Raw genomic sequence first — 23,349 nt, forward strand, 5'->3', positions numbered from 1 at the left:
ACGAGCTGCGAGCCCGGGAGGCGGTCCGGCCCGGGATCACCGGCCTCTGGCAGGTCGAGGCCCGCGACAACCCGTCGTTCCTCGCCTACCGGCGCTTCGACCTCTTCTACATCCAGAACTGGTCCGTCGCCCTCGACCTCATGATCCTCGCCAGCACCGCCGAGGCCCTGATCGCCCGCGTGCTGCGCATGGCTCGGCACGCCACCGAGGACATCCATCTCGGCAAGGGCCGGCACCAGCCGAGCCTGCCTCGCCTCGAGCCGGTCGGGCCCCCGTCTCGACGACCGGCGCCGCACGCCACGAGCCGGCCGCGGCGTCACGATCGCGCCGGCCGGGCCGGGCCGGGACTGCCCGACGACGACGGGACGCCCGACGACGGCCCGATCTCGGTCCTCCACGTGGCCCAGAGCACGCGCTACGGGCTCCAGCGGTACCTCGAGGACCTCGTCGCGGCGCAGACCCGCGCCGGCTGGGACGTCACCGTCGCCACCGCCGCCGACGAGCCGCTGGCCGACACCTGCGCCGGACTCGGCGCCGCGTTCCGACCGTGGGACGCGCAGCGGTCGCCCGGCCCGAGCGTCGCGCGCGAGCTTGTCGCCTTCGGTCGCCTCGTTGACGAGGTCGCGCCCGACGTTGTGCACCTCCACTCGTCCAAAGCCGGCCTCGTCGGTCGGCTGGCGCTGCGCGGGCGGCGACCCACGATCTTCTCGCCGCACGCCTGGTCGTTCCTGCACACCGGCCGCGCCCTCCACGGGGCGACGCTGGCCTGGGAACGGCGCGCGGCCAGCTGGGCCGACATGGTCCTCTGCGTCAGCGCGGCGGAGCGGGCGCGCGGCGAGGAGGCCGGCGTCCACGCCCGGTTCCGGGTGGTCCCCAACGCCGTCGACCTCGAGCGGTTCCGCGCCGCCGAGCCCGGCGAACGTGAACGCGTGCGCCAGGAGCTCGACCTGCCCGCAGGCCCGCTCGCGGTCTGCATCGGCCGGCTCGTCCCCCAGAAGGGCCAGGACGCGCTGGTGGCGGCGTGGGACGAGGTCCGCCGGCACGTCCCCGACGCCTCGCTCGTGCTCGTCGGCGAGGGCCAGCTGGGCTCCACCCTCGACGGGTCCGGGGTCACGCTGGTCGGCGCGTCCGACGCGGTCCGATCCTGGATCGTCGCCGCCGACGTCGTGGTGCAGCCGTCGCGCTGGGAAGGAATGTCCCTGACCGTCCTCGAGGCGCTCGGGTGCGGCCGCAGCGTCGTCGCCACCGACGTCGAGGGGATGCGCGAGGCCCTCGGCGACGACTTTCCCGCCGGCGCCGTGGTGCCCGTAGGCGACACCGAGGGCCTCGTCGCCGCGGTCGTCGAGCGTCTCACCACGCCCGGGCTGCGGGCGTGTGAGGAGCGACTGGCGGGTGACCGGGCGGCACGGTTCTCCGTCGCCGCCTGGGGCCTCATGATGCGCGCGCTCACGCGCGACGTCGCCGCCGCTCGTCTGCCCACCCCATGAGCCGGCGCGACCCCGCGCTGCGCGTCCTCATGGTCTCGAGCCTCTGGCCGCCCGAGGTCTTGGGCGGGGCCGAGCTCTACGCATCACGGCTCGCGGCCCGGTTGCGAGACGCCGGCCACGAGGTGCGAGCGGTGACGCTCGGCGTCGACGGGCCGGACGTCGTGACGCGGGTGCCGCCGACCCCCTACCGGCTCGACGAGTTCGCCGGTCAGCCCCGCGCCCGCCGGGCCCGCTTCCACCTCTTGGATCTCTACCGGCCGGCGACGCGCCGGGCGCTGCTGGCGACGCTCGAGGACTACCGGCCCGACGTCGTGCACAGCCACTCGGTCCAGGGACTCTCGAGCGCCGCCCTCGAGGTCCCGTCCGCCGCCGGCGTCGCGCACGTCCACACCCTCCACGACTACTGGTTGCTCTGTCAGCGGGCGTCGCTGGTCCGGCGCGACGGCACCGCGTGCGAGCCGCGGTGCACGGTGTGCCGCGAGTTCTCGGCCGTGCGAGCTCGGATCATCCGTCGCTCACCACCCGACGTCGTCCTCGCGGTCTCGGACGCGGTCCGTCGAGAGCACGCGAGCATCGACTGGGTGCGCGACCGCGTCCGCGTCCTCCGGAACCCGGTCGACGTCGCGCCCCGCGCCCCGCGGGCCCCGAGCCGGCCCCCGACGTTCGGGTACCTGGGCCAGCTCACGACGGCCAAGGGCGTGCCGACGCTGCTCGCTGCTTACGCCGGCGCGGACCTGCCCGGCACCCGGCTGCTCGTCGCCGGCGACGGCCCGTTGCGGGCCCAGGTCGAGGCGGCGACCGGCCCGGTGGAGTACCGGGGGTGGGTGGACGACGAGGGGAAGGAGGCCTTCTTCGACGCCGTCGACTGCCTCGTGGTGCCGTCCGAGTGGAAGGACCCGGCGCCCCTCGTCGTGACCGAGGCTCGGGCGCGGGGCGTCCCTGTCATCGGCGCCGACATCGGCGGCATCCCCGAGCTCGTCGGCCCCGGCGACCGGACCCTGCTGTTCCCCTCCGGCGACGCGGGCGCGTTGGCCCGGTGCCTCGAGCGGTTCGCACGCGCACCCTCGTCCTTCGTCGACGCCAGCGGCACCGGGCTCGTGAGCTGGGCCGACCACCTCGACGGGGTCCTCGACGCGTACCACGACGCGATGGCCGCCCATCCGCACCGCGCGCTGGCGGGTCAACGGTGACCGAGCCGACGCTGCGCGTCGCGGTCCTCGCCGACACCGTGACCGGGGGCGGCGGCATGGCCCGCTACACCCGCGAGATCGTCCGCGCCCTGGCCCGGCGGCACGACGTGGAGCTGGTCGTCGTCGCTCCGAGCGACGCCGGCCTGGTCCTCGACGGTCTGGGGCTCGGCGACCGGGTGGTCGCCACGGTCCCGATCCGCGGCGGCACCCGCGTCGGCCGGGGACTGTGGGAGCGCTACTCGCTCGGACACCGGCTCGAGCGCGACGACGTCGACGTCGTGCACGGGACGAAGCACCTGCTGCCGAGGACCCGGCTCCCGACCGTCCTCACGGTCCACGACCTGTTCCCGCTCACCTGGCCCCAGCAGTTCGGCCCGGTGAAGCGGGCCCTGCTCCCGCGCCAGTACCTCGCCTCGCTGCGCGAGGCCGACGCGCTCGTGACCGTGAGCGAGGCGGTACGCGACCGGCTGGCCGCGCTCGAGCCCGAGCTGGCCGCGAAGGCGGTCGCGGCGCCGAACGGCCTGACCCGTCACCTCTTCCATGTCGACGCGGTGCCCGTGCCCGGACTCGTCGATCGGCCGTTCGCGCTCATCGTCGGCGATCTCTCGCCCCGCAAGAACGCCCAGTTCCTCTTCGACCTCTGGCCCGAGATCCACCGCGCCACCGGGCTCGTGCTGGCGGCGGTCGGACCCGACGGCTGGCGGAGCCGGACCAGCCGACGGCGCCTGGCTGCCCTCGTGGCGGAAGGGCTGGCGGCTCGGCCCGGACTGGTCAGCGACGGCGAGCTGCGCTGGTGCTACGAGCACGCGCGCGTGGTGCTGCTCCCGACCGTCGAAGAGGGCTTCGGCCTCCCGGTGCTCGAGGCCGCGGCCTTCAACGTGCCGGTGGTCGCGAACCCCGACCCGGCGCTCGTCGAGGCCGGGCGAGGCTGGCCGACCTTCGTCGAGCTCGCCGATCGGGCCGGCTGGGTCCGCGCCGTCGCGGCGGCCGCGGCCATGCGTCCGGAGCCGAACGACCTGGCGCGGTCCGCACCCACCTGGGACGACCACGCGAGCGCGCTCGTGGACGCGTACCAACGGGTGAGCACCGACCGGTCGTCCGTCGCCGCGTAGTCAGCGGCACGCCCACTCGCGCATGGTGGCGGGAACCGCGTCCGTCGGCCAGTACGCTCGCCGAGCGTGGCCGCGGTGTTAGCGATCCGCAACGCCCCGGGACGTCTCGCCCTGTTCGCGGCCGCGCTGGCGGCCGCGTGCGCCGCGGCCGTGGCCGGCCAAGGCCTGTGGCTGCTCGCGGTGCTCGCGATCGTGCCGGTCGCGTTGGCGATCTACTTCCGACCGCAACGCGGCATCCTCCTCGTCGCCGCGCTCGCGCCCTTCAACGGCTTGCTGCTGATCGTCCAGGTGCCCGGGTTCGCGAGGGGATGGAAGGAGGCGCTCGTCGGCGCCTCGCTGGCGGCCACGTTCGTGTGCCCGCGGTCGGCCCGCGGGGCGCGAGGTCGGAGCCTGCCCCGATGGCTGCCGGCGCTCGCCGGCCTCGTGGTCGTCGCCCTGCTGTCAGCGGTGTCCATCGGAGGGGACCAGGCGCTGCTCGGGCTGAAGGTCAACCTCTACTACGTGCTCGTCGCGGTCGCGGTGTGGCGCGCCCCGCTCGACCAGCGAGAGCGCGACCGGCTCGTCACGATCCTGATGGCGACCGGCTTCGTGTGCTCGGTGATCGGCCTGGCCCAGCAGGCCCTCGGCGACGTCCGCCTCAACGACCTCGGCTACCAGTACAACAGCACGATCCGGTTCTCCGGTGACTTCCTGCGCTCCTTCTCGACGTTCGACCAGCCGTTCCCCTTCGCCCTCTTCGTGATGGTCACGCTCCTCGTGGGCATCCCCGTCGCGCTCGAAGACCCGACCCGCGTCCGCAACCGTGTCTTCCTGCTCGCCACGCCGATCTACCTGCTCGGGATCCTCTCCGCCCTCGTGCGTGCCGCCTGGCTCGGGCTGGCGGTGGGCCTGCTGTACCTGGCCTTTCGGCGCTACCGGGCGCTGCTGTGGTTCATCCCCCTCGCCGTGGTCGCCTTCCTGCTCGTGGCCGGGCCCGTCTCCTCCACGCTGCTGTCCTCGACGAGCCTCCAAGCTCGGACCCAGGGCTGGCAGGGCGCGATCCAGCAGGTCGAGGCCCACCCGCTCGGCGTGGGGATCGGCTCGGCCGGCGCGGTCGCCGAGCGGCTGGCCGGGGCCGCCAGCAAGTCCGCCTACCAGCCGGACAACTACTACTTCAAGACCGTCTACGAGCTGGGCGTGCTCGGGCTCTGGATGCTCGTCCTGCTCCTGATCGGGATCTTCCGGGCCGTGCACGTCGGCGCCGCCCGGGCCCGGGCGCCCGACCGGGCGCTGCTGGACGGGATCGCCGCGGTGGTGCTGGCGTCGATGGTGGCGAGCCTCGTCGACTCCTACTTCGAGATCTTCCCGCTCGACCTGACGTTCTGGCTGCTGATCGGTCTCGCCGCCGCGATGGTGGCCCGCACCCGCGGGTCCGGCACCGAGCTCGTCGCGGCCGCGTCGCCGACCTCGGCACCGGCCCCCGTCGACGCGGGGGCGCCGCTGTCCCCGACGTGACGGCGACCGGCCGGCACCCCCTCGATCCCGCGTCGGCCCGCGGCGGGAGTCCCGTCGCCACGACCTGAGGAGCTCCACGATGCTCGCGGCGCGCCGCCACGTCCTCTTCAACCCCGGCCCGGTCAACCTCGACGACTCGATCAAGGACAACCTGTTCAACGTCGAGCTGTGCCATCGGGAGCCGCGATTCGACCAGCTCGCGGCCAGCATCCGCGCTCGCCTGCTCGCCGCGGTCGGCTTCCCGGCCGCCGACTTCGCGCTCAGCCTCATGCACGGCTCGGGGACGCTCGCGGTCGACGCCGCGCTGGTGTCGCTGGTCCGGGGGCGGGTGCTCGTCGTGAACAACGGGCTCTACTGCGATCGCATCCTCGAGACCCTGTCCCGCGTCGGCGCGGCGGAGCCCGTGGACCACCCCGTCGGCCTCGGGGCTCCCGTCGACCTCGACCGTCTCGACGCCGCGCTCGACGAGACCGAGCCCGCATGGGTGGCGGTGGTCCACCACGAGACCACGACCGGGCTGCTGAACCCGCTCACGGACATCGCCGCCCGGTGCCGGCGTGCCGGCGCCCGGCTCTTCGTCGACGCCGTCAGCTCGCTCGGCGCCCACGCCATCGACCCGCGCGCGGACGTCGTGTGCTTCAACAGCAGCAAGTGCCTCGAGTCGCTCCCCGGCATCGCTGGGGTCCTCTGGCGGTCCGGGCTCGAGCTCCATCGGACCGTCCCGGTCCTGGACGTCGGGTCCTACGCGCACGGGATGGCGAGCACCCCCAACGTGCAGGCGTACGTGGCCCTCGACGTCGCCCTCGACCTCCTCGGTTCCGAGGACCGCCCGGCCCGGTACGAGCGGCTCGCCCGGCACGTCTGGCGACGGGGGAGCGAGCGGTTCGAGCCGCTCCTCGACGAGCGGCACCGGTCGCACGTGCTCACGTCGTTCCGACTCGGTGGCCGCACGATCGATGAGCTCTTCACCCGGGCCTACGAGCACGACATGGTGATCTACCCCGGCCAGGCCCAGCTGCGCGACGAGATCTTCCGCGTCGCCAACATGGGTGCCCTGATGAGCGAGGCGACGATCGACGAGCTGTTCGAGGTGCTCGCGCCGTAGCCGGGCGCCCTCACGGCGACGGCGGCGCTCGCCTCACGGCCGCGAGCGGCCGCCCCGACTGCTGGCGGCCTCACCGAGGACCTGGACCAGCGCCGCGGTGGTCCGGTCGATGTCGTACCGAGCCTGGGCCCGCTCCCGCCCGCGTGCGCCCATCGCCGCCGCGGCGGGCCCGTCGTCGAGGAGGCGCCCGATCGCGGCGAGGAGGGCCTCGTCGTCGTCGTCGTCGACGAGCAGCCCGGTCACCCCGTCCTCGACCATCTCCGGCACCGCCCCGACGCGCAGCGCCACGACCGGCGTCGCCGCCGCCATCGCCTCGAGCACCGCGTTCGGGGCCTGGTCGATGGGGCTCGGGAACACGAAGGCGCGGGTGCCTCGCAGCAACGTCGTCAGCCGGGCGTCCCCCGGCGTGAAGTCTCGGAACACCCGGACGCCCGGCAGTCGGGGCACCGGGTCGGTGGTGACCAGGTTCAGGAGACACCGCGCTGAGAGGTGGCGCTGGTGCAGCTCGACGAGGCGCCAGCCGCCCTTCCGCTCGAGCTGGTGGCCGACGAACGTGATCGCGGGCAGCGCCTCGGGCGGCGGCGCCGGTGGGAGCGGGTCCGGCACCGGGACGCCGAAGGGGAGCAGGCGGAGCTTGTCGTCGGGCACGGCGTACGTGCCGCGCAGCGACCGGCCCACCCACGCGCTGTTGGCGACGATGAGCGTCGCGGCCTCGTACACGCGGCGCTCGAACCACTGGGTCAGCGGCAGCACCCGTGGCGTCCACCGGGTCGGGCTCCGATGGGCCAGCCGGTACGCGTTCAAGGCGTTCGTCGAATCGAGCGACACGACGGTCGCCGTGCCTCGCAGCTGGTCGGCGCTGAGCAGCGCGGCGTTCTGGGTGTAGACGTGCACGACGTCGAAGGCGCCGGCCCGGCTCGCCAGGCGCCGACGGACCGTGGCGCTCAGCGCCAGCTGGGCCCGCAGCGGCTGCAGGTCGAGGTCGCGCCGCGCCAAGCCGGGCACGCTGGCCCCGAGGAATCGACGCGCCAGACCCGGCGGCGGCACGTGCAGGAACGAGGGCTCGACCTCGGGATGGCGACGAAGCGACCGCTCGAGGTTCAGATGGACCGTCGCGTGCCCGCCGATGTTCTCGTTCACGAACAGCACCCGCAACACGCCGTCGGCCGCCACCATCGCGCCAACGGTAGAGGCTGCGCGGTCGGGTCGAGCCGAACGTGGAGCTGGCGTCGCCGTCGCCGAACCCGAATCGCGATCACCACCCACGCCGACGAGCAGCGGCAGCGGTGGGCCTGGTCACGGCCGGTTGGGCCGCTGCCGCCCCGCGCTGTGTCGCGGCGAGCACCGGCCGCGCCGCCCGACGGCCGCTCGGCCCTCGGGCCGCCGGGGCGGGACCGCATGCGGCCTCGAGCCGGGCCCCCAAAACCGGCTCCGGCGGGGCGGTCTGAGGCCGTTGCGGAACGGACCTCAAGCAGGGCGTCGACCACGCCGAACTCACAGCGAGATATGGAGACTGGCGGGTCCGGGAGCCGGATCGTCGCGCCCCGATCACCTCGGGGCGGGCCGTCCCCGGGGGCAGCCGGGGTCGAGCCCGCGGTCGGGTGGCGAGGGAACGCCCGCGGTGGCCCGGTGTCACCGCGGCCGACTGGCGCGCGCGCGTGGCGATGGCGATGACGGCGTCGCTGACCCAGACCGACCGGGGGCAGGTCGAGCCGCGGCCCGTCCACGGTCACGGCCTCATGGCGAACACCGGCGCGCTGTTCCTGAGCCGCATCATCATCGCCGCGCTCGGGTGGGCCGGGACGATCATCATCATCCGGAGCCTCTCCCACACCGCGTGGGGTGAGTACGCCTTCGTCTTCAGCTTCCTGTCGATGCTCGCCATCGTGTCGAACATCGTCAACAGCCGCGTGGCCCTGCACGGCATCCTCGGCGAGGACAGCGAGCGATTTGCCGGCACGTACGTGTTGCTGCGCGGCGCGCTGGGTCTGCTCGCGTACGTCCTGGCGTTGGGGTTCGCGGTCGTGGCCGGCTACTCCTCGACGGTCGTCGCGGCGACGGCGGTCGGAGGCATCACCGTGCTCGTGGCGACGCCTTCGGTCGGGCTCGACGCCATCTTCACGGTGTACATGCGCATGGACCGCGTGGCCGTGGCGGCAGTCCTCGGCCAGGTCGTCCAGTTCCTCCTCACGGGCGCGCTGGCGCTCCTCGGCGGCACGGTCGTGCTGTTCACGATCCCGGCCGTCGTCTTCGAGGTGGTCGCGATCCTCTGGAAGCTGCGCGGTCTCCGTGGGCTCCAGCGGGTGCGGTACGTGCCGGACGTGCGGCGATGGGGCAAGCTGCTCAAGGCCTCGATCCCGATCGCGATCGGCGCCGGCGCCGCGACCTTCTACTACAGCCTCGACTCGGTCATGCTGTCGAAGCTCGACACCTTCCGCGCCGTCGGCACGTACGGCATCGCCTACAAGTTCGCCGGCATCGTCGGGTTCCTCCCCTGGGTCCTCTGCGGGGTCCTCCTCGGCCTCCTGGTGCGCGCCTGGCCGAACCATCCGGACGAGTTCTTCCACGCGCTGCGCCGCGCCACCGCGGCGCTGTTCGTCATCTCCCTGCTGATCGTGATCGAGTTCGTGCTGTTCGCTGGACCCGCGATCCGCCTGCTCTACGGCGCCAACTACGCCGCCGCGGCTGGGGCCACGCGACTCGTGATCGGCGGCGAGTGCCTCGGCTTCTTCACGACCCTCGGCGTCACCGTCTTCGCCGCGGTCGAGCGGAACCGCTTCTACCCCGTCGCGGCCGTCGCCGGGCTGCTGGTGAACTTCGCGCTGAACCTCGTCGTGATCCCTCGGTACTCGTACCACGGCGCGGCGTGGGTCACGCTCGGCACCGAGCTGCTCGTCGCCACCATCATCTGGGTGCCGCTGCTGCGGCTCCTCGGTCGCAGCCCGCTCGCGGGCTCGGTGCTCCGAAAGGCCGCCGCGATCGTCGCGGTCACGCTGGCGGTCGGCTACGAAGCGAACCGCGTCGTCTGGTGGCCGGCCACCGCGGTCCTCATCGCGGTGGTCTTCGTCGTCGGCCTCCACCTGGCGCGGGTCCCGGGCGAGGGTGGGCTCATCGCCCTGTTCCGGGACGACGAACCGGGGCCCGTGGGTCCCGCCGGCGATCCGGAGGTCGGCGCCCCGGCCCCGTCCGACCGGGCCGGCGACCGGCGGCCGGAGGCAGCGAGCACCGGGGCGGCGCGCCCGCGCTCCCGGGGCCTCGCCACGGTCCGCCGGGACGTCGGGCGCGGGACCGGCGCGCTCGCGGCCGCCCGCCTGCTCGTCGGGGGCTGCGTCCGGGCTCGGGGCGCGGTGGTGCTCGGCTACCACGACGTGCACGACGACCCCGAGCACGTCACCGACCTCCTCGCCGCCCCGGCCCGCTTTCGCGCTGACCTGCTTCACGCCGAGGCCTGGGGCCTTCGGATCGTCGGCCTCGGCGAGCTGTGCGATCGGGCCGAGGCCGGCGCGCCGCTCGACGGCCTCGCGGCGGTGTCGTTCGACGACGGCCTGCGGGGCGTCACCGACCACGCGGTGCCGATCCTGCTCGAGCTCGACCTCGCGGCCACGGTCTTCGCCGTGTCCGGGGCCTCCGGCACCGCGCCGGGGTGGTGGCAGGGGGCCGGGCCGGTCATGACCGACCGGGAGCTCGTCGAGCTGGCGGCCAGCGGCGTCACGATCGGCTCGCACAGCGTGACGCACGTCGACCTGCCGAGCCTCGACGACGCCACGCTGGCGCACGAGCTCGCCGACTCTCGGGCCCGGCTCGAGGACCTCGTCCAAGCGCCCGTCGACCTGCTCGCCTACCCGTACGGCCATCACGACGCCCGGGTGCGCCGCGCCGCCCGCGACGCCGGCTACCGCGCCGCGTTCACGTTCCTGAACGGACGGTGGACCGGCGACGTCGACCGGTTCCAGATCCCGCGGCTGACCATGAGCGGCCAGTCGACGCGCCGCCTCGCGTACCAGCTGGCCCGACCGGCCTCGTCGTGGCCCGACCACCAGCTCGACGCCGTGACCCGCGACGCGCCCGCGCCCGTGACCACCTCCGGACCGTCGAGCGAGCCCGCCGCAGTCCACGGTCCGCCACCAGCCGAGCCCTAGGATTCGCCGCCACATGGACCTCATCGAGCACTTCCGCGTCATTGGCCACAACTGGTGGCGGATCTTGCTCGTGTCGGCCGTCGTGGCCGGAGCCGCCTACGCCTGGAGCTCGCAGAAGGCGAGCGTGTACCAGGCGAACGCGTTCCTGAACGTCACCGCCGGTGGTTCGCAGAACGGCACCGTCTCGGCGAAGGACCAGACCCCGTTCCTCGCCTCGACGTACGCGCAGCTCGCCACGACGAAGCCGGTGCTGGCGCGAGCGGCGCAGCGGAGCGGCCTCGCGATCAGCGAGAAGACGGCCGAATCGCGGGTCAGCGCGTCGGCGTCGAACGGGCTCGGGTTCGTGACGATCACCGCGAAGGGACCGCATCCGGAGGACGCCAGCCGCCTCGCCAACGCGGTCGCGCAGTCGCTGATCGTCGCCGTGAACGCCCAGCAGGACCAGGCGATCCGGGAGGACCTGGCGCCGGTCAACCAGCAGATCCAGGGCCTGCAGTCCCAGCTCAACGTGCTCGCTGCCGACGCGTCCCAGCGCAGCGACCTCCAGGCCCGCTACACCGCGCTGCTGCAAGCCGCGGTGGCTCGGCAGACGGCACCCCGGGACCGCGTCGACGTGGTGTCTCCGGCGGCGGCGCCGAGCGGCCGGATCTCGCCGAAGCCGATCACGAACTCGGTGCTGGCGTTCGTGATCGCGATCATCATCACGGCCGAGCTCAGCGTGGCCCTGCGGGCGTGGGGGGACCGGTTCTCGGCCGCCGAAGACCCGGAGGAGGTGGCCCGCTTCGTCGGGCTCCCGCTGCTGGCGGCGGTGCCGGCCGGGTCCGAGCACGAGTTCATCGAGGCCTTCCGGACCCTCCGCACCAACCTCTTGGTGCTGCCGCGCGCCGACCGGCCGCGCTCGGTGGCCATCGTCAGCGAGAACGCCAACGCCGGCAAGTCGCTTGTCTGCATCAACCTGGCGCGCTCGGCGGTGGGGCTCGAGAACCAGGTCGTGCTCATCGACGCCGACATGCGCCGCCCCTCGCTGCATCACCAGCTGCACGTGCCGCTCCAGCCGGGTCTCAGCGAGGTCCTGAACGGGCGCGACGTCGACGCCGCGCTGCACGAGGTCGGCGCCACCCCGGACCTGCGCGTCCTGCCGAGCGGTTCACCGTCGAAGGACCCGGCCGGCGTGCTGAGCGGCCGCAGCTTCGGCCGGCTGGTCCAAGCCTTCGCCGGTCCCCGACAGCTCGTCGTGGTCGACACGCCCCCGGCCCGGCTCTTCGCCGACGCCCTCAACGTCTCGGCGCAATGCGACGCCACCGTGTTCGTGGTCGACGTGAAGACGAGTCGGCGTCGCAGCGTCCGCCGCTCGATCGACTCCTTCCAACGGTCGGGCGCCACGGTGGTCGGCGTGGTGGTGAACCGGGTCGCGGCCCGCCCGGCCGACCACTACTACGAGTACGCCCGCTGATCCACCGCCCGCTACGGGTGGATGTCGCTGGTGAAGGTCGCCATCGCCGGCTTCGGGCTGCCGTCGTTGTGGAGGAGCCCGAAGTTGTCCTCGCGGTTGGTGAGGTCGGTGCCCTGGTCGCGGAGCCCGTAGTAGAAGAACGGCCCGGTGAACGAGGCCCAGTTGCTCCACCCCTGGAGGTACTCGGTCACGAACTGCGCCTGCGTCGCCTCGCTGACCGCGTTGGCGGAGGTGCCGGTCCAGGCGCCGGCCTCGGTCCCCCACACGAGCTTGCCGGCGTCACCGTTGTTGACCATGACGTTGTGGACATCGACGGTCTGCTGGAAGGCGTTCCAGGACGCGACGGTGGACGGCCCGTACGGCATGCCGGTGTAGGGGTGGTGCGCGACGGCGTCGAAGGCGCCGCCGCCGCCGTCGGCGTAGATCGCCTGCAGCCAGGCCGCCGGCGCGTCGGCGCCGTCCATCGGGCTCGTCCCGCCGGTCATCACGGTGGCGCCGGGATCCACGGCCTTGATCGCCGCGTCGGCGCGGCGCAGGAGCACGGTGTAGGCGGCGGGGTCCGGGCTCGGCTGCCAGAACGCCGGGTTGTTCGGCTCGTTCCAGATCTCGTAGGCCTGGACGCCCTGCGCCCCGTAGCGCTGGGCGGCGGCCCGGGCGTACGCGGCGAAGTCATCGGGGTTGGTCGGCGGGTTCTTGTCGGTCGTGCCGCCCGGGCGGGCCCACGCCGGCGTGTAGGCCAGCGTGGCCAGCACCTTCAGGCCCCGGGCCCGGGCCGCCGCCACGCCGCGGTCCAGCACGGCCCAGTTCCAGGCGTTGGGGCCGTTGCCCTGCACGGCGCTCCAGTCGAAGTCGAACCGAACCCAGGTCGCCCCGGTGGCGCGGATGGCGTCGAAGTCGGCCGCCAGCTGGGCGTCGCTCTCCCAGAGCGGGTTGTAGGCCTCGGCCAGCCCGACCCGACTCCCGGCGATCACGCCGCCCGACGCGCTCGTCGGCGGCGGGGGAGCGGGGGCGGGCGGCGGGCCCGGGGCGGGCCCGAACGGCCCGCAGGCGCCGAGCAGGAGGGCGCCGGCCACGGGAGCGACCGCGAGCCAGACCCGTCGACGTCGGCCCGACCGTGCCCGCCTCCGCCAAACCGCCACAAATAGTGATGTCGGGCCCCCCGGCAGCCACCTTGAGTGACATTCGGGGCCGGCGCCGCCGGAGCCGGCCTCGGCCGGTGGCGGGCCGGGGCGCGGAGCGGGCTCCGTACACTCCGCCCATCCGCGTCCTCGTCCTCTGCACCGCCAACGTCTGTCGGTCCCCGATGGCCGCCGGCCTCCTCGCCCAGCGGCTCGAGGAGCGCGGCGTCGACGTCGAGGTGGCGTCGGCCGGCCGCCTCCCCGGGGGGCGCCCGTCGACCCCCGAGAACGTGGCGGTCATGCGCCGGCGCGGCGTCGACCTCGCCGGCCACCGCAGCCGGGCCGCCACGCCCGCCGACGTTCGGGACGCGGACCTTGTCCTCGGGATGGCCCGCGAGCACGTGCGGGACGCCGTCACCCTGGCCCCGGAGTCGCTGCCCCGGGCGTTCACGCTCAAAGAGCTGGTCCGCCGGGGCGAGGCGATCGGGCCGCGCCGGGCCACCGAGCCCCTCGACGGCTGGCTGGCCCGGGCCGCGGCCGGTCGCCGCGCTGCGGACCTGCTCGGGTCGTCGGCCGACGACGACGTGCCCGACCCGATCGGCGCGCCGATCGCCCGCTACGAGAGCGTGGCGGCCGAGGTGACGGCGCTCGTGACGCGCGCCGTCGAGCTGGCGTGGCCCGAGTCCCCGCGGGGGCCGGGCGGCCGCGACGACGCGATGGGTCCGAGCGACCGGGCCGGCCGCCCCGACGGCCGTTGACGCGCCGGGGTCGTGCCCGGTCCGGCACCCGGGCGCAGCGAGGGCCCGCCAGTACGCTGGACGCCGTGCCCAGCCGGTCCCGAGCCCTCGAGGCAACCGATCCGGCAATCGCCGACGTCATCGCCCGGGAGCTCGAGCGTCAGAACACGACGATCCAGCTCATCGCGTCCGAGAACTTCGCGTCCCCCGCGGTGCTCGCCGCCCAAGGCTCGGTGCTGACCAACAAGTACTCGGAGGGGTACCCGGGCAAGCGCTACTACGGCGGCAACGCCGTCGTCGACGAGGCCGAGCAGCTGGCGCGGACCCGGGCGTGCGACCTCTTCGGCGCCGAGCACGCCAACGTCCAGCCCCACGCGGGCGCGAACGCCAACCTCGCCGCCTACCTCGCCCTGCTCGACCCCGGCGACGTCGTGATGGGGATGCGCCTCGACCAGGGCGGCCATCTCACCCACGGCTCCCCGGTCAACTTCAGCGGTCGCCTCTACCGCTTCGTCGCCTACGGGGTGGACGACACCACCGAGACGATCGACTACGAGGCCGTGGCGGCGCTCGCTCGGGCCGAGCGCCCGAAGCTGCTGGTGGCGGGGGCCACCGCGTACCCGAGGCTCATCGACTTCGACGCCTTCCGGGCCATCGCCGACGACGTCGGGGCGTTGCTGCTCGTCGACGCCGCCCACATCGCGGGGCTCATCGCCGGCGGCGTCCACCCGTCGCCCGTCCCGGTCGCCGACGTGGTGACCTTCACCACCCACAAGACCCTCCGGGGACCGCGCGCCGGCGGGATCCTCTGCAAGGAGCGGTACGCCGCCGCGATCGACAAGGCCGTGTTTCCCGGGCTCCAGGGCGGGCCGCTCATGCACGTCATCGCGGCGAAGGCGGTCGCCTTCCACGAGGCCGCCCAGCCCGCGTTCCGCGACTACGCGGCCCAGATCGTCCGCAACGCCCAGGCCCTGGCCGACGCGCTCGCCGACGAGGGCTTCCGGATCGTGTCGGGCGGGACCGAGAACCACCTGCTGCTCGTCGACCTCCGGCCCTTCGGCGTCACCGGGAAGGTGGCCCAGGAGGCGCTCGACGCCGCGGGGATCACGTGCAACAAGAACGCCATCCCCAACGACCCCGAGAAGCCGTTCGTGACGAGCGGGCTCCGGCTCGGGACCGCCGCGAGCACGACGGCGGGGATGGGGGAGCCGGAGATGGGCGAGGTCGCCACGCTGATCGCCCGCGTGCTGCGGTCCGTCGGCGACGAGCAGGTGTCGGCCGAGGTGCGCGAGGCCAGCAACCGGCTCTGCTCGAAGTTCACGCCGTACCCCGATCTGGGCTGAGCCCTCGTGCTCGGCTACTCGATCGTCGGGGCGGTTGGGGCCAGCACCACCTTCATCCTGGCCTTCCTGATGCGGTGGCTGGCACCACGGATCGGGGCCATGGCGACGCCGGGCACCCGCAGCGTGCACGCCGAACCGATCCCGTCGCTGGGCGGCGCCGCGATGTTCGGCGGGTTCCTCGCCGCGATGGCGGTCGCCTCGCAGCTCAACCAGTTCCAAGGGATGTTCGCCGACTCGTCCGAGCCCCTCGGCATCCTGCTCGGTGCCGGGGTGATGTTCCTCGTCGGCGCGGTCGACGACCTGCGGGAGGTCTCCCCACCGGCGAAGGTCGCCGGCCAGATCCTGAGCGCCAGCCTCCTGTCGCTCTTCGGCGTGACGATGCTGTACTTCCGCGTCCCCTTCGCCAGTTACCAGTACATCGTCCTGTCCCCGGACCTGGCGCCGCTCGTCACCGTCGTCGCGGTCGTGCTGCTCGCCAACGCGCTGAACCTCATCGACGGCCTCGACGGGCTCGCGGCCGGGATCGTGCTGATCGCCGGGACGGCGATGTTCCTGTACGCCGACCGCCTCTTCAAGGCGGGGCTGCTCGAGGGCTCGAACATCGGCCCGCTCATCGCCGTCATCGCGGTGGCCGTCTGCGCCGGGTTCCTGCCCCACAACTTCAACCCCGCCCGCATCTTCATGGGCGACGCGGGCGCCATGTTCCTCGGGCTGCTGATGGCGGTGACCACGATCACGATCGGGGGCCGCACCGCCGACGAGTTCAGCGGTCAGACCTACTTCTTCTTCGCGCCCCTCCTCATCCCGATCGTGATCCTGGCCGTCCCGGTGGTGGACACGGCGTTCTCGTTCGTCCGGCGGGCGGCCGCTCGCCGTCGGGTCTTCGTCGCCGACCGGGAGCACCTCCACCACCGGCTCATGCGCCTCGGCCACGGGCCCCGTCGCTCGGTGGTCATCCTGTGGCTCTGGACCGCGCTGCTCTCGGCGGTGGCCCTGATCCCCACCTACACGAACCGCGGCAACGCCCTCGTGCCCCTCGCCCTGGCCGGTCTGGCGCTCCTCCTCTTCACCTACTTCCATCCCGGTCTCCGCAGCGCCCGACCGGAGCCCCCCGAGGACGTCATCGACCTGGAGGAGCGGCGGCGGGCCGCCGGCCAGGCCCAGTAGGGCCACGGAGTTGACCGGCCCGGGGCCGTCCGGTACTTTGAGAAAGAATTCACAAGCGCCCGGTTCTCGAGCCGGGCCCGGGTCCGTAGAGGGAGCCACCCGAGGTGGACCGACGGCACCGGCCGCCGCCGTGGCAGAGCGGGTTCGGCGACGGCTTGGCCCAGGCGATCGAGATGATCGGACCACCGGTGCTGCTGGGCGCCCTCGGCTGGTTCCTCGACGGGCGGCTCGGAACTGGGCCAGGCTTCCTGGTCGGCCTGGCCGCCTTCGGGGTGATCGGGGTGTTCGTGAAGAACTACTACGAGTTCCAGGCGCGGGCGGCGCGCCACGACGAAGGAAAGCCGTGGGCGCGACGCCAGCCGTAGAGGTGGCCTACGAGGCCGGGATCGCCCGGGACCTGGCCCGGCGGGCGGCCCTCGTCACGCCGATCGTCCTCGTCGGGACCGGCCTGGCCTGGGGGCTCGGCGGGGCGGTCAGCGCCGCCGTCGGCCTGGCGCTGGTGGCGGCCAACTTCCTCGCCTCGGCCCGGGTCATCGCCGGCGCGGCCCGGCGCTCGCAGTCGGCGGTGCTCGGCACGGTGCTCGGGGGCTACGTCCTCCGCCTGGGCCTGATCCTCGGGGTCGTCCTCGCCCTCCAGCAGGTGTCCTGGGTGAACATCCCGGTCCTCGTGGTGACGATCGCCGTCTCCCACCTGGTGCTCGTCACATGGGAGCTGCGGTTCGTGAGCTTCTCCCTGGCGACGCCCGGCCTCAAGCCGGCTCGGAAGTAGGGAGGCGACTCGTGTCCGTCCCCGTCCTCGGCGGCTTCAACTTCCCCCCCATCGACGAGCTGTTCCGCTGGAAGTTCTTCCTGTTCAGCAACACGCCGTTCGGGATCAACAAGACGGTCTTGCTCATGCTCGTGTCGAGCATTTCGTTGACCGGCCTGTTCATCGCCGGCACCCGCAAGATGCGCCTCGTGCCGGGAGGCCTGCAGAACCTGTGCGAGATGGGGTGGGACTTCGTCGACCGGGGCATCGTCCGCGACGTCATCGGGCCCGACGCGGCGAGGTGGTCGCCGTTCATGGCCTCGCTCTTCTTCTTCATCCTCTTCTTGAACATCTGGGAGATCATCCCGATCATCCAGTTCCCGCCGACCTCCCGGATGGCGGTCCCCTTCTACCTCGCCCTCCAGTCGTACATCATCATGATCGTCGTCGGCGTGGCGGTGCAGGGCCCGTGGCGCTACTTCAAGGGCTCGATCGTCCCGCCCGGCGTCCCGAAGGCGATGCTCGTCCTGGTCGTGCCGATCGAGTTCATCTCCAAGTTCATGGTTCGGCCGTTCTCGCTGAGCGTCCGACTCCTTGCCAACATGATGGCGGGTCACATCCTGTTGACGGCGGTGGCGCTGCTGGCGGCGGCGACGTGGACCACGAGCATCCCTGAGGCGCCGCTGCTCCCGTTCCTCGTCGCCCTCGACATCGCCGTCATCCTCTTCGAGATCCTGGTGGTCGTCCTCCAGGCGTACATCTTCACGATCCTCACGGCCGTCTACGTGGGCGAGTCCCTTCACCCCGAGCACTAGGAGACAGAGAGCATGCGACTGTTGATCCTCGCCGCGCAGCAGCCCGGTGAGCTCAAATCCGGCCTCCAGTCCATCGGCGCTGGCATCGCGTACGGTGCCGCCGCCATCGGACCCGGCATCGGCATCGGCTACGTCGTCGGGTCGGCCATCCAGGCCATGGCCCGTCAGCCCGAGATGCAGGGGCCGATCCGCACCACCATGTTCCTGGGCGTCGCCTTCGCCGAGGCGCTGGCGCTGTTCGGCTTCGTCCTCTTCTTCCTCGCCAAGAGCGGCTAGGAGGCGATCGTGCACCCGCTCGTACTCGCTGCGAATGTCACGGCCAAGAATCCGATCATCCCCGACGCCAAGGAGATCATCTGGACGGTCATCGCGTTCGCTTTCGTCCTCGTCATCCTGTCCAAGTTCGCATTCCCGGCGGTGCGGAAGGGCCTGCAGGCCCGGGAGGACCGCATCCGGTCCGACCTCGAGCGAGCGGAGCGGGCCCGGACCGAGGCCGAGCAGACGCTCGAGCAGTACCACCGGCAGCTGGCCGACGCCCGCTCGGAGGCGACCCGCATCATCGAGCAGGGCCGCCAGGCCGCGGAGGAGGTCCGCCGGGACCTGATCGCGCGCGCGGAGCGGGACGCCGCCGAGCTGCGGGGCCGGGCCCAGGAGGATTCCCGACTGGCCGGCGAGCGGGCCCTCACCGAGCTGCGGTCGGAGGTCGCATCGCTCTCCGTGGACCTGGCGGAGAAGATCGTGGAGCGCAACCTCGACCACGACACGCAGCTGCAGCTCATCGAGCAGTACATCAACTCGGTCGGCAACGGCAACGGATCTCGGCGTCGCCGATGACTCGCGACCGGGACCGGATCGAGGCGTACGCGCACGCCATGCTCGACGTCGCCCGCGGCGAGGGCCCATTGGCGGACATCGAGGACGACCTGTTCCGGTTCGCCCGCACCTTCGAGAGCTCCGACGATCTGCGCGTCGCCCTCACGGACCCGGGGCTCCCGGTCGAGCGTCGCTTCTCGGTCGTCGACGACCTCATGGAGGGCAAAGCGCTCGCGGCCAGCGTGGCCCTGACCGCGCTCGTGATCACCGGTGGTCACGCCGCCGACCTGCCCGCGATCGTCGACCGGTTCGTCGAGCTCGCCGCCGCCGAGCGCGAGCGCGAGGTCGCGGAGGTGCGCACGGTGGTCCCCCTCAACGCTGAGCAGCAGCGCCGGCTGGCCGTCGCGCTCGGTCGAGCCACCGGCAAGCAGGTCGACGTGAAGGTCGTCATCGACCCGAGCGTGCTCGGGGGGATCGTCGCTCGGGTCGGTGACGTCGTGATCGACGGCAGCGTCCGTCACCGGCTGGAACAGCTGAAGGAGCAGCTCTGATGGCGGAGTTGACCATCAACGCCGAGGAGATCGCCGCCGCGCTGCGCGAGCACGTCGCGTCGTTCTCGCCTGGGGTCACGAAGGCCCAGGTCGGTCGCGTGCTCGAGGTCGGGGACGGAATCGCACGGGTCGCCGGCCTCCCCGAGACGGCCGTCAACGAGCTGCTCGAGTTCGGCGGCGGCACCCTCGGGCTCGCCCTGAACCTCGACGAGGACTCGATCGGCGCCGTCGTGCTCGGGGAAGGCGACGAGGTCGAAGAGGGCCACACGGTGCAGGCGACGGGCCGGATCCTCTCGGTCCCGGTGGGGGACGCGCTGCTCGGGCGGGTCGTGAACCCGCTCGGCCAGCCCGTCGACGGGAAGGGGCCGGTGACGACGGAGACCTTCCGGCGCCTGGAGGTCCAGGCGCCCGGGATCGTCCACCGGCGCCCGGTGCACGAGCCGCTGCAGACCGGCATCAAGGCCATCGACGCCATGACGCCGATCGGGCGCGGTCAGCGCGAGCTCATCATCGGCGACCGCAAGACCGGGAAGACCACGGTCGCCGTCGACACCATCCTCAACCAGCGCGGCACCGGCGTGAAGTGCATCTACGTCGCGGTGGGCCAGAAGGGCTCCTCGGTGGCCCAGACCGTCGCCACCCTCGAATCGCACGGCGCGATGGAGTACACGGTCGTGGTCAACGCCCCCGCGGCGGAGCAGGCGGTGTTCAAGTACCTGGCGCCGTACTCCGGCTGCGCCATGGGCATGCACTGGATGGAGCACGGCGAGGCGGCACTCATCGTCTACGACGACCTCTCGAAGCAGGCCGAGTCGTACCGGCAGGTGTCACTGCTGCTCCGGCGGCCACCCGGCCGCGAGGCGTACCCGGGCGACGTCTTCTACCTGCACAGCCGGCTCCTCGAGCGAGCGGCGAAGCTGAACGACCAGGAAGGTGGCGGGTCGCTCACGGCGCTGCCGATCATCGAGACGAAGGCCGGTGACGTCTCCGCGTACATCCCGACCAACGTGATCTCGATCACCGACGGGCAGATCTACCTGGTCGACGACCTGTTCAAGTCCGGCGTCCGGCCGGCCATCGACGTCGGCATCTCGGTGTCGCGGGTCGGCGGCGCCGCCCAGATCAAGGCCATGAAGAGCGTCTCTGGCACCCTGAAGATCGACCTGGCCCAGTTCCGTGACCTCGAGGCCTTCGCGACCTTCGGCTCGGAGCTCGATGCGGTGTCGCGGGCGCAGCTCGACCGGGGCGAGCGCCTCGTCGAGCTGCTCAAGCAGCCGCTGAACTCCCCGATGCCGGTCGAGGAGCAGGTCATCGTCATCTACGCGGGCACGAACGGCCTCGTCGACGACCTCCCCGTCGAGGACATCCGGCGCTTCGAGCGAGACCTGCTCGACTGGTTCCGGGCCCGTCACGGCGGCGTGCTCACGGAGATCCGCAGCACCGGCGCGCTCCCGGACGACGGCGCCATCCGCGCTGCCATCGAGGACTTCCGGGCCGACTTCCTCGCCACCACCCCCGCTGGGCGGCCCGGGTCGGACGCCGAGCCGGCGGCGTCGGACGCCGAGGCTCCTGGCGAGCCCGAATCGGACAAGACCCTCCAGACCGAGTAGCAGGACCGTGACGGACAGAGCACCGCGAGGCCAGCGGCCGCGACCGCCCGGGTGGCAGGCGTAGATGGCGGGTGGCCAGGAGCGCATCCTTCGCCGGCGGATCCGCAGCATCCAGTCCACGAAGAAGATCACTCGAGCCTTCGAGCTGATCGCCGCCAGCCGCATCGTCCGCGCCCAGGCGCGGGTGCACGCCGCCGTCCCCTACTCGGACACGATCACCCAGGTGGTGCACGACCTGGCCTCGGCCGGCGCCGCCGTCGAGAGCCCCCTCCTCACCCCACGACCCGAGCTCCGCAAGGTCGCCCACGTGGTGATCACCGCCGACCGGGGCCTTTGCGGCGCCTACAACTCGAACATCACCCGTGCCGCCGAGGGCACGCTGCGCGAGCACGCCACCGCCGGACATGACTACGGACTCATCCTCGTCGGACGCAAGGCGGAGAGCTACTTCCGGTTCCGGAACTTCCGCATCGACGCCACCTTCACCGGCTTCTCCGACCAGCCCAGCTACGAGGACGCTCGCACCGTCGCGCGCGCCGTCGAGGGACCGTTCCTCGCCGGCGAGTACGACCTGGTCGAGGTCATCTACACGAGGTTCGTGTCGGTGGGCAGCCAGGAGGTGCTGGTCCGGCCGCTGATGCCCCTCGAAGAGGAGGTCCTCGCCGGCGGCGTCGAGCCCCCGACGCCCGAGCACGTGAGCCCGGCGTACGAGTTCGAGCCGTCCCCCGAGACCATCCTCGAGCGGCTGCTGCCTCGCTACGTCGAGGCGCGCATCTACGCCGCGCTGCTGAACTCGGCCGCGTCCGAGCACGCGGCTCGGCAGCGGGCCATGAAGGCCGCGACGGACAACGCCGACGACCTCATGGTGAGCCTCACCCGGGTCATGAACCGGGCCCGACAGGACGCCATCACGACCGAGATCATGGACGTCGTCGGCGGCGCCGAGGCCCTGCGCCAACCCCAGGTCGAGCCCGAGCCGGAGCCCGACCGCATGCTCGTCCACGACTGACCGCCAAGGAGCGTCATGACCACGACCGCGGAGCCGGACACCAAGCTGAAGGAGGGTCGCGTCGTCGCGATCGCGGGCCCGGTCGTCGACGTCGAGTTCCCGGCCGACGCGATACCCGAGATCAACACCGCCGTGGAGATGGACATCGAGCTCGAGGGCGAGACCATCACCGTCGTCGCCGAGGTCGCCCAGCAGCTCGGCGAATCACGCGTGCGGGCCATCTGCATGAAGCCGACCGACGGCCTGAAGCGCGGCACCCTCGTCCGGAACACCGGCCGTGGCATCACCATGCCGGTCGGCGAGGGCGTGCTCGGCCACGTCTTCAACGTCATCGGGGAGCCGCTCGACACGACCGCCGACCAGCTCACCGGCATCGAGGACCGGTGGGAGATCCGACGCGAGGCCCCGCCGTTCGACCAGCTCGAGCCGCGCTCGGTCCTGTTCGAGACCGGCATCAAGGTCGTCGACCTGCTCGAGCCCTACGTGCAGGGCGGCAAGATCGGGCTCTTTGGCGGCGCCGGGGTCGGCAAGACCGTCATCATCCTGGAGATGATCAACCGGGTCGCCACCCAGCACGGCGGCGTGTCCGTCTTCGCCGGTGTCGGCGAGCGGACCCGCGAGGGCACCGACCTGTGGCTCGAGATGCAGGAGTCGGGGGTCATCGACAAGGCCGCGCTCGTCTACGGCCAGATGGACGAGCCCCCGGGCGTGCGGCTCCGGGTGGCGCTGTCGGCGCTCACGGTCGCCGAGTACTTCCGCGACGTCAAGAACCAGGACGTGCTGCTGTTCATCGACAACATCTTCCGGTTCGTGCAGGCCGGCTCCGAGGTCTCGACGCTGCTGGGGCGCATGCCCTCGGCGGTCGGGTACCAGCCGACGCTCGCCGACGAGATGGGGGAGCTGCAGGAGCGGATCACGTCCACGAAGGGCCACTCGATCACCTCCCTGCAGGCCGTGTACGTCCCTGCCGACGACTACACCGACCCAGCGCCGTTCACGACCTTCACCCACCTCGACGCGACGACGGAGCTCAGCCGACAGATCGCCGCGCTGGGGATCTACCCGGCGGTGGACCCGCTGTCGTCGACGTCGAACATCCTGACGCCGGAGATCGTCGGTGACCGCCACTACGCGGTGGCGCTGCGGGTGCAGGAGATCCTCCAGCGGTACAAGGAGCTGCAGGACATCATCGCCATCCTCGGCATCGACGAGCTCTCGGAGGAGGACAAGCTCACCGTGTCCCGGGCCCGGAAGATCCAACGGTTCCTGTCGCAGCCGTTCTTTGTGGGCGAGGTGTTCACCGGCCTCAAGGGCATCTACGTCCCGATCGAGGAGACGGTCGAGAGCTTCGAGGCGGTGGCCAAGGGCGAGCTCGACGAGGTGCCCGAGCAGGCGTTCTTCAACGTGGGTGGCGTCGAGACCGTGCTCGCGAAGGCCAAGACCCTCCAGGAGACCTAG

The 23,349-nt window shown here is 72.5% G+C and carries 21 protein-coding genes; 19 read left to right on the forward strand and 2 right to left on the reverse strand.

Annotation, left to right across the window (positions count from 1 at the left end):
- From VG869_09640 to VG869_09660, 5 genes are all read left to right on the forward strand, one after another.
- A partial coding sequence (locus tag VG869_09640) for a glycosyltransferase (GenBank protein ID HEV3451456.1) occupies positions 1-1,487 on the forward strand: 1,487 nt, incomplete at its 5' end.
- On the forward strand, positions 1,484-2,677 hold the full coding sequence (locus VG869_09645; GenBank protein ID HEV3451457.1) for a glycosyltransferase family 4 protein: 1,194 nt from the start codon (positions 1,484-1,486) through the stop codon (positions 2,675-2,677). The genes VG869_09640 and VG869_09645, both read left to right, overlap by 4 nt.
- Positions 2,674-3,789 (forward strand): glycosyltransferase family 1 protein, encoded by a 1,116-nt coding sequence (locus tag VG869_09650; GenBank protein HEV3451458.1) that lies wholly within the window; start codon positions 2,674-2,676, stop codon positions 3,787-3,789. The genes VG869_09645 and VG869_09650 overlap by 4 nt, the downstream gene beginning before the upstream one ends.
- Before the next feature lie 66 nt (positions 3,790-3,855).
- A complete protein-coding gene (locus VG869_09655) occupies positions 3,856-5,283 on the forward strand; it encodes an O-antigen ligase family protein (protein HEV3451459.1) in 1,428 nt (475 codons plus the stop codon).
- A 79-nt stretch (positions 5,284-5,362) separates the two neighbouring features.
- Positions 5,363-6,388, forward strand: coding sequence for an aminotransferase class V-fold PLP-dependent enzyme (locus VG869_09660; GenBank protein ID HEV3451460.1), 1,026 nt, complete (start codon positions 5,363-5,365; stop codon positions 6,386-6,388).
- Positions 6,389-6,421: 33 nt separating this feature from the next.
- Here VG869_09660 and VG869_09665 read toward each other — a convergent pair whose 3' ends face one another.
- A complete protein-coding gene (locus VG869_09665; protein HEV3451461.1) occupies positions 6,422-7,564 on the reverse strand; it encodes a glycosyltransferase family 4 protein in 1,143 nt (380 codons plus the stop codon).
- A 494-nt stretch (positions 7,565-8,058) separates the two neighbouring features.
- Between VG869_09665 and VG869_09670 the strand changes: the two genes are divergently transcribed.
- Positions 8,059-10,527, forward strand: a complete 2,469-nt coding sequence (locus VG869_09670; protein ID HEV3451462.1) for a polysaccharide deacetylase family protein — start codon at positions 8,059-8,061, stop codon at positions 10,525-10,527.
- A 13-nt stretch (positions 10,528-10,540) separates the two neighbouring features.
- A complete protein-coding gene (locus VG869_09675) occupies positions 10,541-11,980 on the forward strand; it encodes a hypothetical protein (GenBank protein HEV3451463.1) in 1,440 nt (479 codons plus the stop codon).
- Positions 11,981-11,991: 11 nt separating this feature from the next.
- Here the strand turns inward: VG869_09675 and VG869_09680 are convergent, their stop codons facing one another.
- Positions 11,992-13,053 (reverse strand): cellulase family glycosylhydrolase, encoded by a 1,062-nt coding sequence (locus VG869_09680; protein HEV3451464.1) that lies wholly within the window; start codon positions 13,051-13,053, stop codon positions 11,992-11,994.
- A 74-nt stretch (positions 13,054-13,127) separates the two neighbouring features.
- Here VG869_09680 and VG869_09685 point away from each other — a divergent pair, with 74 nt between their 5' ends.
- The 12 genes from VG869_09685 (at position 13,128) to atpD (ending at position 23,349) form a co-directional block, all read left to right on the forward strand.
- A complete protein-coding gene (locus tag VG869_09685; protein HEV3451465.1) occupies positions 13,128-13,856 on the forward strand; it encodes a low molecular weight phosphatase family protein in 729 nt (242 codons plus the stop codon).
- A gap of 65 nt (positions 13,857-13,921) precedes the next feature.
- Positions 13,922-15,178 carry a serine hydroxymethyltransferase gene (gene glyA / locus VG869_09690; GenBank protein HEV3451466.1) on the forward strand — a complete coding sequence of 419 codons (1,257 nt, stop codon included), beginning with the start codon at positions 13,922-13,924 and terminating at the stop codon, positions 15,176-15,178.
- A 6-nt stretch (positions 15,179-15,184) separates the two neighbouring features.
- Positions 15,185-16,345, forward strand: a complete 1,161-nt coding sequence (locus VG869_09695) for an MraY family glycosyltransferase (protein ID HEV3451467.1) — start codon at positions 15,185-15,187, stop codon at positions 16,343-16,345.
- A 104-nt stretch (positions 16,346-16,449) separates the two neighbouring features.
- Positions 16,450-16,710: an AtpZ/AtpI family protein gene (locus VG869_09700; GenBank protein ID HEV3451468.1), complete on the forward strand. Its 261-nt coding sequence runs from the start codon at positions 16,450-16,452 to the stop codon at positions 16,708-16,710.
- The gene (locus VG869_09705) at positions 16,689-17,114 is read left to right on the forward strand and encodes an ATP synthase subunit I (GenBank protein HEV3451469.1); all 426 of its coding nucleotides are present in this window, start codon (positions 16,689-16,691) and stop codon (positions 17,112-17,114) included. The genes VG869_09700 and VG869_09705 overlap by 22 nt, the downstream gene beginning before the upstream one ends.
- An 11-nt stretch (positions 17,115-17,125) precedes the next feature.
- Positions 17,126-17,908, forward strand: coding sequence for a F0F1 ATP synthase subunit A (gene atpB / locus VG869_09710; GenBank protein ID HEV3451470.1), 783 nt, complete (start codon positions 17,126-17,128; stop codon positions 17,906-17,908).
- Between the two features lie 12 nt (positions 17,909-17,920).
- Complete coding sequence (atpE, locus tag VG869_09715) at positions 17,921-18,184, forward strand: ATP synthase F0 subunit C (GenBank protein HEV3451471.1); 264 nt, start codon at positions 17,921-17,923, stop codon at positions 18,182-18,184.
- A gap of 9 nt (positions 18,185-18,193) precedes the next feature.
- Positions 18,194-18,742: a F0F1 ATP synthase subunit B gene (gene atpF / locus VG869_09720; GenBank protein HEV3451472.1), complete on the forward strand. Its 549-nt coding sequence runs from the start codon at positions 18,194-18,196 to the stop codon at positions 18,740-18,742.
- Positions 18,739-19,272: an ATP synthase F1 subunit delta gene (gene atpH / locus VG869_09725; protein ID HEV3451473.1), complete on the forward strand. Its 534-nt coding sequence runs from the start codon at positions 18,739-18,741 to the stop codon at positions 19,270-19,272. The genes atpF and atpH overlap by 4 nt, the downstream gene beginning before the upstream one ends.
- A complete protein-coding gene (gene atpA / locus VG869_09730) occupies positions 19,272-20,882 on the forward strand; it encodes a F0F1 ATP synthase subunit alpha (protein ID HEV3451474.1) in 1,611 nt (536 codons plus the stop codon). Before atpH ends, atpA begins: the two co-directional genes overlap by 1 nt.
- A 64-nt stretch (positions 20,883-20,946) precedes the next feature.
- Positions 20,947-21,891 (forward strand): F0F1 ATP synthase subunit gamma, encoded by a 945-nt coding sequence (locus tag VG869_09735; protein HEV3451475.1) that lies wholly within the window; start codon positions 20,947-20,949, stop codon positions 21,889-21,891.
- Between the two features lie 15 nt (positions 21,892-21,906).
- Positions 21,907-23,349: a F0F1 ATP synthase subunit beta gene (gene atpD, locus VG869_09740; protein ID HEV3451476.1), complete on the forward strand. Its 1,443-nt coding sequence runs from the start codon at positions 21,907-21,909 to the stop codon at positions 23,347-23,349.

This window comes from Acidimicrobiia bacterium, assembly GCA_035948415.1.
Classification (GTDB): Bacteria; Actinomycetota; Acidimicrobiia; order IMCC26256; family PALSA-555; genus PALSA-555.